Origin of the sequence: Mammaliicoccus fleurettii, from assembly GCF_003970575.1 — a bacterium.
Classification (GTDB): Bacteria; Bacillota; Bacilli; order Staphylococcales; family Staphylococcaceae; genus Mammaliicoccus; species Mammaliicoccus fleurettii.
Map to the genome: position 1 here is coordinate 1 of NZ_RXWZ01000016.1, position 13627 is coordinate 13627.

The 13627-nt window shown below is 32.5% G+C and carries 10 protein-coding genes; 5 read left to right on the forward strand and 5 right to left on the reverse strand.

The features are described from left to right. Positions 1–480: 480 nt before the first annotated feature. Genes CD129_RS00830 through copB form a run of 3 tightly spaced genes read right to left on the reverse strand, consistent with a single transcriptional unit; the run spans position 481 to position 4590 of the window. Positions 481–1026: a YdhK family protein gene (locus CD129_RS00830; RefSeq protein WP_002510756.1), complete on the reverse strand. Its 546-nt coding sequence runs from the start codon at positions 1024–1026 to the stop codon at positions 481–483. A 19-nt stretch (positions 1027–1045) separates the two neighbouring features. After that, positions 1046–2479 (reverse strand): multi-copper oxidase Mco, encoded by a 1434-nt coding sequence (gene mco / locus CD129_RS00835; protein ID WP_000277153.1) that lies wholly within the window; start codon positions 2477–2479, stop codon positions 1046–1048. A 14-nt stretch (positions 2480–2493) separates the two neighbouring features. Continuing rightward, complete coding sequence (gene copB / locus CD129_RS00840) at positions 2494–4590, reverse strand: copper-translocating P-type ATPase CopB (protein ID WP_003728471.1); 2097 nt, start codon at positions 4588–4590, stop codon at positions 2494–2496. A gap of 266 nt (positions 4591–4856) precedes the next feature. Here copB and CD129_RS00845 point away from each other — a divergent pair, with 266 nt between their 5' ends. From CD129_RS00845 to CD129_RS00865, 5 genes are all read left to right on the forward strand, one after another. Next, complete coding sequence (locus CD129_RS00845) at positions 4857–5450, forward strand: recombinase family protein (RefSeq protein ID WP_115337985.1); 594 nt, start codon at positions 4857–4859, stop codon at positions 5448–5450. Beyond that, entirely contained in the window at positions 5422–6864 is a 1443-nt protein-coding gene (locus CD129_RS00850; RefSeq protein WP_126577724.1) for a Mu transposase C-terminal domain-containing protein, read from the forward strand. The genes CD129_RS00845 and CD129_RS00850 overlap by 29 nt, the downstream gene beginning before the upstream one ends. Then, positions 6857–7672, forward strand: coding sequence for an AAA family ATPase (locus tag CD129_RS00855; RefSeq protein WP_115337946.1), 816 nt, complete (start codon positions 6857–6859; stop codon positions 7670–7672). The genes CD129_RS00850 and CD129_RS00855 overlap by 8 nt, the downstream gene beginning before the upstream one ends. A 278-nt stretch (positions 7673–7950) precedes the next feature. Further along, positions 7951–10128, forward strand: coding sequence for an AAA family ATPase (locus CD129_RS00860; RefSeq protein WP_115337947.1), 2178 nt, complete (start codon positions 7951–7953; stop codon positions 10126–10128). Positions 10129–10229: 101 nt separating this feature from the next. Then, positions 10230–11066 carry a hypothetical protein gene (locus CD129_RS00865; protein WP_115337948.1) on the forward strand — a complete coding sequence of 279 codons (837 nt, stop codon included), beginning with the start codon at positions 10230–10232 and terminating at the stop codon, positions 11064–11066. Between the two features lie 132 nt (positions 11067–11198). Here CD129_RS00865 and CD129_RS00870 read toward each other — a convergent pair whose 3' ends face one another. Both CD129_RS00870 and CD129_RS00875 read right to left on the reverse strand, forming a co-directional pair. Then, positions 11199–12128 carry a 2-dehydropantoate 2-reductase gene (locus CD129_RS00870; protein ID WP_091473660.1) on the reverse strand — a complete coding sequence of 310 codons (930 nt, stop codon included), beginning with the start codon at positions 12126–12128 and terminating at the stop codon, positions 11199–11201. Positions 12129–12148: 20 nt separating this feature from the next. Continuing rightward, positions 12149–13210, reverse strand: a complete 1062-nt coding sequence (locus CD129_RS00875; RefSeq protein ID WP_115337949.1) for a PTS sugar transporter subunit IIC — start codon at positions 13208–13210, stop codon at positions 12149–12151. Positions 13211–13627: the final 417 nt, after the last annotated feature.

Below are 13627 nucleotides of genomic sequence, written 5' to 3' on the forward strand. Positions count from 1 at the left end.
ACGTGCATAACCAATTTTAGCCATTTAATTTCACCCTCTTTTATTCATTTTATGACCACTTATTAACGTGATGTGTTTCTCGATGCAAATGAAACCCTCTGTCAGAGTCTAAAAACTCATGTTTTTTAAAACTTATGAGACATTGACTATAACACAAGTTTTAAAACTTAAATATATAGGAAAATCCTCTCATGTGACTTTACCTGCTAATTTAGAATAACTTTTCTTGATAAATGATAAAGCTCAATACATTCACTATTCCATTTTTTATATTTTTCGAAATTCCATTGATAAATTATAAAAGATCCCCTCATTTTCATTAAAATCATTTAATTTTTCTAAACAAATGGCCACTCTCATTATTGTGGATATGAGAGTGGCCATAAATTTTATTTGTTTACTTGTCTATTTAACAAAGGGGATTCTCATTGCATTTGTGAATAACTAACTAAATACTTTAAAGCTTTAAAATGATAGACATTAACGAGATTTTAGTTCGTCAGTTGTCATCCATTTATGATTTTTAACCATCTCATCGTTTTCTGTTGATTTATAATCCACCATATAAACGGTTGTTTTTTCTACATCATCAATTTGAGCTTCTGCACCTTTCATACCAGGCATATGGTCAGCTTCTAATTTAACTGTATCACCTTTCTTGAATCCATTTTCAGGGGCATCTGCAACTTCCTCATTAACGACCCATTTGTGATTATTAACTTTTTCATCACCATTTGTAGGTGTGTAACTCACGACATAAGCATACGTTTTATAAGCACCTTTCACAGTACCTTTGGCATTTTTCATACCAGGCATATGATCAGCTGTAATTGTTATTTTATCGTCCTTTTTATATTTACTGTCATCTGTACTTTTCATATTATCTGGGGCTTTACTTTCACTCTTATGATTCATATGTTTTTCTTGTTTTTGATCTTTAGAATTTTCTTCTTCTTCGTTACCAGTTGAACAAGCTGATAATACTAATCCTGAAGCTACTATAATTGAGCTCAATTTTTTCATCATATTGAATTATCCTTATAAATTATTTTGTTACTTTTATTTGTCCCATCATTCCATTATCTTCATGCTCAAGTATGTGACAATGGAACATGTATGTCCCAGTATTTTTAAAAACCACTTCTATTTTGGCTTTTTGTCCAGGTTCCAGAGATATAACGTCTTTTTTGCCTCTCATATCTTCTGAAGGTTTCTTCCCATCCACTGATAAAACTTTAAATTGCGTTCCGTGGATATGGAACGGGTGCTTCATACCACCCATTTTATCTTTGACGTTTTCAATTTCCCAAGTTTCTTTACGGTTTACCTTTTGTGTGAAATCTATTCTGTTAGGATCGAATTTTTTGCCATTAATAGTAACATTATCGTCCATACCTTCTAATTTGATTTTTTTATCTACTTTTGGAGTAGTGTCTTTGTTAGTACTTTTTTCTTTGTTAATAATTGGTAAAATTACTGTTTCATCATTATCAACAAGATTGACTTTTTCTTCTTTCATTTTAGATAAATCTATTACTATTTCTTTTCTTGCTGAAGGAGCTAAATTAATTTCTTTTAACTTTTTAGTCTTTTCTAAATGGCCGCCTTCTGAAGCAATATATTCAAAACTTTGATTATTACTTAGCTTAAGATTTAAATCCCGAGCATTGGAGCCATTTAAAAGTCTCAAACGTATTTTTCCTTCTTTTGTTGTTAATTTAGGATCTACTTTCCCATTCACAAGGACTGTATCACCTTGAGTACCATCTTCATCTTTCGTTTTTGTATAATTTAATTTTTTAGATACAAATGTTTTATCTTGGATTATTATAGGCAAATCATTTTTCCCATAATTGCTAGGATAATTATTCTTTTTGTCATCCTCTATATATAATAACCCTGATAAACCATTATAAACTTGTTTAGCTGTATTTGGGGAGGGGTGGGGATGATACCATAATGTAGCAGCCTCTTGTTTAACCTCAAATTTTATTGTTTTTTCTTTTCCTGGTTTTATAACTTGAGAAGGGCCTCCATCCACTTTTCCATCTATTTCTAACCCATGCCAATGAAATGTTGTATTTTCATCTAAGTTATTGACTAACTTAATTTTAACCTTATCTCCTTTTTTTAATTTTAAAGTTGGCCCAAGTAAATTTCCATTGTATCCTAAAGTGTTAGAGAAATTACCTTTGTAAAATTCTGTCTTTCCTTTCTGCGCTTTTAATGTATAACTTTTATAACCATTGTTATCTTTTTTAGGATCTAAAACTTTGGGAAATGTTATTTCATTTTTTCCTTGTGAAGAATTCAAATTTTTTCTTTCGTCATGACTTTTCATATCCATCATATCATTTCGCTTTTGATCATTTTCTTTCATGTCCATCATGTTGTGCTTACCTTCTGCAAAAGTATCATTAGGAACCATAAACATTATAGAAAATAACGTAATTAAAATTGTGAACATTTTTTTATACATTATATTTACCTCTTTTATTTTAATTTTAATGTAAATGCATTAATTGCTACGATGATCGTACTTAAAGACATAAGTATTGCACCCACAGCAGGTGATAATATTAAACCAATAGAAGCTAATATACCAGCTGCAAGAGGAACTGCAATCACGTTATATCCTGCGCCCCACCATAAATTTTGAACCATTTTTTTCATCGTATTTTTTGAAAGGGACAAAAAATTGATAATATCAGAAGGATTACTTTTAACGAGTATGACATCCCCCGATTCAATAGCTACATCTGTCCCTGCGCCAATTGCCATACCAATATCTGCTCTAATAAGGCTTGGCGCATCATTGATACCATCACCAACCATCATGATTTTGCTACCATTGCTTTGATAATCTTGGATAATACTTTCTTTATCTTCGGGCATCAATTGCGCGTGGACATCACTAATACCTAATTCTTCAGCCACTGTTTGTGCCACTTCTTTATTATCGCCTGTAAGCATGACTGGCGTAATGTTTCTCGATAATAAATCCGAAACCATTTGTTTTGAACTTTCTTTAATTTTATCGCCTTGTGCGATAATACCAATAACTTGTCGGTCATGAATTAGATAACTAATAGAATTCCCTTGTTGAGCGAGATTCGTAAATTGTTCTTTATTATAATCAAAATTGCTTTTATCGAGATAAGAAACATTCACTATTTTGAGTTTTTTATTATCAACTGTGCCTTCTAAGCCTACACCTGGAATATTATTAACTTCTTGAGGAGTAGCATATGAAATATTTTTGCCTTTAGCAAAATCAACAATACCAGTGGCAAGTGGATGATTAGAATTACTTTCTAATGAAGCAAATAGACTCAATATTTCTTCATTATTTAACTCGTCTGTAAAACTTTCATAGTGATTCACTGAAAAGTTACCTTCAGTTAGTGTCCCAGTTTTATCCATCATGATGTAATCAATGTGTTGTGCGATTTCTACAGATTCTCTGTTTTTAATGATTAAACCATTATGTGCGCCTATAGAGGTAGAACGTGCTGTAACTAAAGGTATTGCCAAGCCTAATGCATGTGGACAAGCAATGACTAATACGGTTACTAGCCGTTCAAGTGCGAAATCGACGTTGTTTTGAATAAGCATCCATACAATAAATGAAATCAGGCCAATACTTACTGCAAAGTAAAACAAATAACCTGCGACTTTATCAGAGAGGAGTTCAGCTTTTGACTTATCGTTTTGAGCTTGGTTAACAAGACCCATAACTTGAGATAGGTAGCCATTTTCACCCGTAGCAGTCACTTTAACTTGTACTGTACCTGAACCATTAATTGAACCTCCAATAACATCATCATTATGAGTTTTATGAACTTTTTTTGATTCGCCAGTAACTAATGATTCGTCAATTGATGTTTCTCCTTGAACAATGATTCCGTCTGTGGGTATACTTTCGCCTGCTCTGACTTCCACAATATCGTCAATATGAATATCTGATATTTTAACTTCTTCTCGTTGATTGTTATCAATCAGCTTCACTGCAGTATTAGGTAAAAGTTCTGCCATTTTCTTCAGTGCATTGCCTGCATTACCTACTGCGTTCATTTCAATCCAATGACCTAATAACATGATTAAAATTAAAGTCGCTAATTCCCAGAAAAAGTCCATTGTATGTGTGGATGAACCACTGAAGTTATTCATATAAAAGGCGTATAAACTATAAATATAAGCTACTGAAATACCTAGAGCAACAAGCGTCATCATTCCAGGTTTTTTAGTTGAAATTTCATCTTTAGCCCCTGATAAAAATGGCTTTCCTCCGTAAAAGAATAAAATTGTAGCAAGAATTAATACAATCCAATCTGACCCTGTAAATGAAATTTGAAACGGTAATTTAACTCCCATCATGGGCGATAAAATAATAATCGGTATCGCAAAAATCAAAGAAATAAAGAATTTACTTTTAAAATTTCCATGATGGTGATGTTCATGATTACCATGACTAGTGTGATTTTCATGTTCTTGATGACTATGATGCTCATGATTACCATGACTAGTGTGATTTTCATGTTCTTGATGACTATGATGCTCATGATTTTGGTGTTTTTTGTTATTCGACAAAATTAAACCTCCTAATTTTATATTTTTAAAGATAGTAATAAGACAATTTGAGTATAACATATACGGTATGGGGGTATATACCATTTGACTTTTTTATTTTGTAGTGTACAGAAAATAACCATTTTCTGTACACTCTTCTTTTATGTCTAAATAAGTAAGAATTACATAGGATTATGTGTTCAAAAACCCAACAAAAAATCTATGTTCACAAAAGACCTTGTAATTAAGTTATGGTACACTAAAGGTGTATATAGGAGGTTTGTATTTTGAAAATAGGTTATGCAAGAGTTTCAACTGGATTACAAAATTTAAATTTACAGGAGGATCGATTAAATACATATGGTTGTGAAAAGATATTTAATGACCATATGAGTGGTTCAAAAAGTAAAAGACCTGGTTTAGATAAAGCAATTGAATTTGCGAGGTCAGGAGATACGATTGTTGTTTGGAGATTAGACAGACTAGGGCGTAACATGGAGGATTTAATCACATTAGTTAATGAACTTAACGAACGAGGTGTAAGTTTCCATAGTTTAGAAGAAAATATAACGATGGACAAATCAAGTTCTACAGGACAATTATTATTTCATTTATTCGCAGCATTTGCAGAATTTGAACGCAATTTAATTTTAGAACGTTCTTCAGCTGGTCGAATTGCGGCACGTGCTAGAGGACGTTATGGAGGTAGACCAGAAAAATTAAACCAAAAAGATTTAAACTTACTTAAGACACTTTATGATAATGGGACACCAATTAAGACAATTGCAGAGCAATGGCAAGTTTCACGTACAACTATTTATCGTTACCTCAATAAATTGGAGGACAAGGAAGATGAAAAACAAGGAGAAGTATCTGACTAATTTTTCTGAAGCCAAACGTAAAGAAGCTACTCAAAAGTACAATATAATAAAACCTTTTATCTTGGGAAATCAATCTTTATCAAGTATTTCTAAAAATAAGGACATTGCATTAAGTACACTTTATAGGTGGAATAAATTATATAAGGAACAAGGTCTTACTGGTCTAATTCATAATACAAGAGTTGATAAAGGTGAGCATAAATTAAAACAAAACATAATAGACGAGATTAAACGCCTTGCACTCAAGAATAAAAGAAATAGTATTGCTACAATTCATAGGAAAATCGCTAATTATTGTATGGAGAATAATTTTGATAAACCCAGCTATAAACAAGTTTATAGTGTTATTAAAGCAATGCCTAAGTCTGTTATTGATTTCTCTCACAAAGGTGAAAAATACTATCAAAATAAGTATGATTTAATACAAATAAGAGAATCCTCAAGACCCAATGAAATATGGCAAGCCGACCATACTTTACTAGATATTTATATATTAGATCAAAAAGGTAATATCAATAGACCATGGCTAACCATTATTATGGATGACTATAGTCGTGCTATTGCAGGCTACTTTATAAGTTTTGATGCTCCTAATGCTCAAAATACAGCATTAACACTACACCAAGCAATATGGAATAAGAATGATACCAACTGGCCAGTGTGTGGTATACCCGAAAAATTCTATACAGATCACGGAAGTGACTTTACCTCAAATCACATGGAACAAGTCGCTATTGACTTGAAAATAAATTTGATGTTTTCAAAAGTTGGTGTCCCTCGTGGTCGCGGAAAAATAGAACGCTTTTTTCAGACAGTTAACCAAACTTTCCTAGAACAACTGCCTGGATATATAAACAATAATGATACTCCTAGTAATCTAATGAATTTTCACAATTTTGAAGAAAAATTACGTTACTTTTTAATTGAAGATTATAATCAAAAAGAACATAGTGCTATTCATACCACGCCTATCAGTCGTTGGAATAGTAATCACTTTTTCCCTAATATGCCAAGTAGCTTAGAACAACTTGATTTATTATTGTTGGAAATACCTAAATCTAGAAAAGTTCATTCAGATGGCATTCATTTTCAAGGTTTTCGATACAGTAATACTAATCTAGCAGCTTATGTAGGTGAATATGTACTGATTCGTTATAACCCAAATGATATGGCTGAAATACGTGTGTTTTATAGAGATGAATTTCTTTGTACTGCTATATGTCCAGAAATAGCTGATTACTCCATAGATATAAAAGACATACAGCACGCTCGTAGTCAGAGAAGAAAACACTTAAAACAAAATATTGCTAGTCCAAGTACCATGGAATTAATTAAGGAAGAAAAAAATTATGGTTATTCACCTCAAGAAACGACTAAAAACGTCAAAAAATTAAAGAGGTATCGTAATGACTAAAAATCAGAATTTTATTGAAACGAAAGAGTATGAAAGGTTTGCTGAATTTTGTGACGCTTGCATTAAATATCAATATATTGGTATCTGTTATGGTCAACCTGGAGTTGGGAAAACTTTATCTTCAAGATATTATACAAATTGGGATACTATCGAAAAACTAGTTAACCATAGAGGTTGGGAAGATTTAGCTAGTAAAACGACCGATGACATACTATCGGTGGATAAAATATTTTATACTGCACCAGCAGAAAAACAAACTAAATTAAGGAATGATTTATATAGTATTACTGCAAGCATTGATTTGGGTCAAAAATTACATGTTGTAAATAAGTATGGACATGAACATAGCAAACATTATAGTGATATGTTTAAATATATTGATTTAATTATAGTAGATGAGATTGATCGCCTTAAAGTGCAACATTTAGAGCAATTAAGAGCTATTTATGATGAACATAATTTAGCAATGATATTTATTGGTATGCCGGGCATAGAGAAAAAACTATCTCGTTATCCTCAACTATATTCGCGTATAGGTTTTGCGCATGAATTTGATAATCTAAGTAAAGATGAGACGCATCATATATTAGAATATAAGTGGCAAGATTTAGGATTTGATTTAAAACTCGAAGACTTTACTGATTATGAGGCAATAACGACGATTATTAAAATTACAAAAGGGAATTTTAGGCTGATTCATCGTTTATTTGCGCAGATAGATAGAATTATGGATATAAATGGTTTAGATAAAATAAGTACAGAAGTCGTAGAAACAGCTAGAGATAGTTTAGTTATTGGTATTCGTTAGTAGAAAAGCACCGTACATTTTAATAAAGTACGATGCTTTTTCTCATTTATTAGATAAAACCATTCTCATATATTAAGTAAAGTGACAATACATATATAATGTCTATTTAGGGTCTACCTTAAATTAACATTTTATATTTACTTTATAGTCTTGTTCCATTATACAGTTCCGAGGAGGACACATCAGATCGTTATTGGCAAAACGCAAACAGATTGGAGCAATACATTAATATATTGAGAGATGTATAGTAAACTATACTTTTAGAGGGGGGATTTAACATGATTAACGAACTGGATTTATCCTTTTATTCAGATAGATTTCATGAAATGAAATTAGAAGGATTGAAACAAAAAAATTTTGTATATGGAAAAAATGGAACAGGAAAGTCTTCAATTACTGAAGCAATAAAGAATAATCATTCTACTGAGTACGATATACACTTGTTTAATGGGTATAAGAGAGTTTTTGGAGAAAATGAAAGGTTAGATGCTATTGCACTTGGTGAGAAAAACAAAGAAGTACAAACTAAAATTGAAGAGTTAAATAGCACTATTAAAGAGTTGAGTAAAGATTTAAGAGAGCCAGTTAACGATGAAGAAAACACTTATTCTAGACACAGAGATTCACTCCAAGATTATTTGAAAATTAAAGAAAACATTGAAGAGTATTTTACAAAATGCGCAAGTGAAATTAAAAACCGTAGTAATCCTCAAGTTGCTTCTCCTACATATAATAAACAGTCTTTTAAAGAAGATATGAGTAAAGTATCGAAACTTTCAAAAGATGAAATAAGAAAATATGAAAAGACAATAAAAGAAGACAGGAAAGATATAGAAGTAAATCTAAAACTTCCTGTAATTAATTGGGAAGAGATACAAGAAGAAATAAATGGTTTATTAACTACCTCTATAAAGCCTACAAAGATTATTAATGAGTTAGAAAGAGATCACCGCAAACAAAGTTTTGCACGAGAAGGTATGAAGGTTCACTCTCATAGGGATTCTATTGGAAACTTATTACATGAAGAGAGTTGTGCTTTCTGTGGCAACACTATCTCTGAATTACGATGGTCAGAGTTAGATGACTATTTTTCGGAAAGTTTTAAGAAGCACGAAGAAGATATGCGCGAAAAAATAAATGAAATTGACGTTCATATCGAGAGAATTAACGACGTAGAGAAAATAAACAAAAATGATTTTTACTTAGCATACGAGGAAGAGATAAATGAATTGAATGCTGAGATTTTTGATTATAAAAATAATACAAATGAGTTTTTAAGAAAACTAAAAAGAGCTTTAAAGTATAAGCTTCAGAATATTTTTGAAGAGTCAAAAGAAATAGAAGTATCTGCGCAAAATAACGGACAAGAAATATTGAATAAATATAATCAAATAGTAGAAGAAAACATAAAACTCTCTCAAAATATAGAGCAAAGAAAGAAAGAAGCACGTGATAAAATCCGCTGGCATATTGTGAATTTATATATTGAAAGTAGTGACTATAAAGAACTTCATGATCATCTAAACGTGAGTAAAGGAAAAAAAATCGAAATTAAAACATATTTAAATGACTTACAAGAGAACTTAAACAAGTTAAAAAATGAAAAATCTGAACTGGTCAACAACTCTAAAAGTAATATTATTGCTACAGAAAATATAAATAAGCTACTCAATGGTTTAGGTAATTGCACCTTTACTTTAGAGCATGTTGAAGAAGAAGGAGAGCAAAGGGGACAATATAGAGTTAAAGGAATAGATGGTTCTTTGCGCTCTGTAGCAGAGTTAAGTGAAGGAGAAAAAAACATTCTAGCATTTTTGTATTTTTTGAACAAACTTGAAGATGTTGATCAGAACACGGAATATGACAAGGGAAAAATTATTATTTTTGATGATCCAATGACGAGTAATGATGATAATGTTCAATATTTGATGATAAGTGCTTTACAAAAGTTATATGAACAACAAAATCACCCTCAGTTATTCGTGCTTACTCATAACAATCATTTTTATCTTCAAATGTGTCCAAATAAAAGGAAATACGACAAACAAAATTATTTAAGACTAATTAAAATGAATGAGAAAACGGAATTCGTTAAAATTACTGAGCCCAAGGATGATTTGAAGCCTTTGTATCATGAACTGTGGGAGGAATTGAAGTTTGCATATGAGAATGATAAAACCACATTTATGTGGAATAATATGAGAAGAATCTTAGAAGCTTTTAATAGGTTTGTATATGGGAGTGAACAACCAAGAGATATAGAGAGAAATATTGGAGAATTTGAAGGCAAAATATTAGCTGTATCTTTAATTAAAAGTTTACATGTAAATTCTCATATAGGTTATGAAACAGATGTAGATATAAGTGGAAAATCCAAAGAAGAGCTATTAGAAGTATTTAAGAAAGTTTTTGAAGCTATTAAATTTGAAAGTCACTTTAAAGTATACTGGGGGTAAATGTGCAATGAGACTAAGTTTATATAGCCGATTTAAAATTTAAAATTTTATTAAGAGATCAATTGACCGATATTAAATATAAACTTAAAGGGGATTAAGAGATGGTAAGAGTTAATTATAGTGAGAGACAGTACGAACAACTATTTAATACAGAATTAGTTACTTCATACGGTGTAGATCCAAGAGTTACTATACCAAGCCAAAGAGAAGAACATGATTTAGGCTATGATGCAAAACACGTAGTACTACCAGAATTTATAAATAGTATGAATGGAACTGGAACGATTACAGCAACCAATACCCGATGTGTTACTTGTAATCAGTTTCACAATAATATCAATAATATTCCTAATACTTATAGTGCGAATCTATTTATTCAATTTAAAAAACCCGAGTATTTAACTACATCACAATCAAAACAATATTATATCTTTCAAAATTCATATTACAGATATACTTTGTATCAAGAACAATTAAATACTTTGTTAGGTTTAAATAACAGTCTTATAAATGATAATACTCCTGCTAAGATAATATATGCGTCTCCAGCTGCAAGTGATTTAAATGAATTACATGAACAAGCAACTCAAAGAGAAGTTGTAGAGAAATCTTCTATAGCAGAAGTTTCAACATTAGTTGGTCATAATCATGTTGCATACAGAGATAATACAATGTATGTAGGATGTAGTGAACCCCAAGAATATAACAGTAAAACTCTCAAGAAGCATTTAGAGCGCATTGAAACAGAAACTAATTTAAATGAAACTTATAAATCGATGGAAGTTTTTTTAGAAAAATATGATAACTTAAGTTATAGTTTCTATAAAAAACATATAAGCGCAGTAAATGAATTGGAACTTTCACCCAAAGAGAAGCAAATTTTTTCAATAGAATGGATCGCTAACTATCTTGGCGTTAAATGGACAATTATTACTTAAGTAGAAAATGTAATCCATATGATAATACAGTGGCAGAAACGATTTCTAAAGCAGACAGAACAGAATTTATTCATCAGATAAATTCTGTCTAGCTTATTTTGACAAATGAAATCTTGTAATTTCCAATCCATTTTAATGATTTTTCATTTCCAATTGATGAATTAGATGAGTAATCATATCGTTATTCGGGGTTTTGATCCCATATTCTTTTCCATATTCAGAGATTTTACCATTTAGATAATCTACTTCTGTCTGAACACCTTTTGCCAAGTCTTGATGCATCGATGGATAATGCAGTCCCGCCGCACTGTCAGGGAATGCCGCCTTGATTTTTTCTAATGAAGCATCAAAATCTAAATTTACACCACGAGCACCTGCAACTTCTATAATTTCTTCAATTATTGGGGTGATCATTTCAATTACGGCACCGTAAGCGGCAAATTCCCCAATCCTTTTATCCAAAATTGAACATAAAGGATTTAAGACACTATTTAAGGTTGCTTTAGCCCAAATAGAGTGTTGAACATCCCTACTTATAATAGAGTTTAGGTTAGCTGTGTTGAATATATCGTTGATTTCCTCTGTCATTTTTGACGCAATGCCATCTGCTCTTTGAATCTGGATGCCACCTGATCCTGTTAATACAATCTGTCCCGGCCCTTTGAGTCCAGCGGTCCACATCGTCACTGCCAAGTATATGCGATCCTTGGACACATACTTGGCTAGACGGTCCCCATGGCCTAATCCGTTCATCATAGTGAGGATTGCTGTTTCTGCGTGTATTGAATTTTTTTCATACAACGCTTGCAGCATGTCTTCTGCATACATGGCTTTAGTTAAAATAATGATTAAATCATATGATTCATCTATATCTTCCAATAATTTTGCTTTTACAGGAACTTGATATACTTTATCCTCTGTGTGTACTTCCATTCCTTTTTCGTTAATGGCGTTGACATGTTCCTCCCATTTATCTATGAGTGTTACATCAACGCCTGATTCGTGAAGCTGTATCCCTACTCTACCGCCTAGTGCACCTGCGCCTGCTACTGCAATTTTCATTTACTATACATCCTTCCATATTATGATTCTGCTTCAAAATAGAAAATAGTTGGCTTATATATCTTAAGTATTTTGACGAAGAGATAGTGGAATAGGAGTGCTGAAATTAAAGGGACAATAACGTATGCAACGATTACTTTAAATATGACACTCCCAATGCCGCCATCTAACAAAGCCATGGACTGAATTGGACCTACAAAACCCACAAGTCCGAATCCCGCTGATGCAGGGGTGCCCTGGATGTTAAGTAAACCAGAGACAAGCCCCGACACTGCTGCTGTTAAACTTACTGGTAGCAGTAGGATTGGATAGCGGATCATGTTCGGCATCATCATCTTCATCGCCCCGAGTATAACTGCGATGGGCACCCCTATTTTATTTACTTTATACGTGCCAATGAACAACATAATTGCAGCTGAAGCGACTCCAATTGCTGCGGAACCCGCTGCAACCCCCGAGATGCCAATTGCGTATGCAATTGCCACAGTAGAGACAGGTGAGATAATTACTATTGAAAACAATACTGATATAAGAATAGACATAATTATAGGCTGTGTAGTTGTAATACTATTAATCAGTAGCCCGAGTCCAAGGGTAATTGTGTTTACGTATGGTAAAAGTAATATACCAGCTAATCCCGCAATCCCCCCGCCAATAATGGGGAGCAGAATGATACTGAGACTCCCGAGTTTATCTTTGATGATTAACATGATTCCAACTGCAATGGCTGAAGTAATCATCGTGTTAATGAGATCCCCAATTCCTGTTATAATCCAGCCGGAATCTGTGAATTCAGCAGCACCTGATCCTACGAAAGCAGCCGTTCCCACGACGACTGTTTGTAATGGAGTCATACCAAACTGCATTGCAATCAATACACCGGTCAGGACAGGAATAGTAAATTGAATACCTACGACCACATTTTGAAGCGTAGTAAAAATATCTCCGTATTGAGCAAGGTACCCAAACAGCCCTCCGAGGATCGCATTTGGAATTAGACCAACAACAATCGCAAGGGCCACCCCATTGAGTATATTAAACAAGAATTTTTTTGGTGTTATTCTTTCTTTAGCTCCATCCATGTAATTCCCACCTTCTATTTGTGATTTAGTTCACAATAAATATACCATTTACCATGCTGTCTGGCAATATCCTGAATTAAATTCTGAATTATCAGTTCTCTCGTTTAATAAATACCAACCCCTGGTAAATCAAAATAATATTTGCGTTACAATAAAAAGAGAACAATTATTAGAAAGGAAGATTTGAATGGAAGAAAATCAAAATGAAAAAAATAAGAAGAATAAAAAGAAGTAGACCACGCATTTATGCCGAGAAAATTTATTGATGTTGAGAAGAACCCTTAACTAAACTTGCAGACGAATGTCGGCATAGCGTGAGCTATTAAACCGACCATTCGACAAGTTTTGGGATTGTTAAGGGTTCCGAGGCTCAACGTCAATAAAGCAATTGGAATAAAGCAATTATGTTATTTTGAT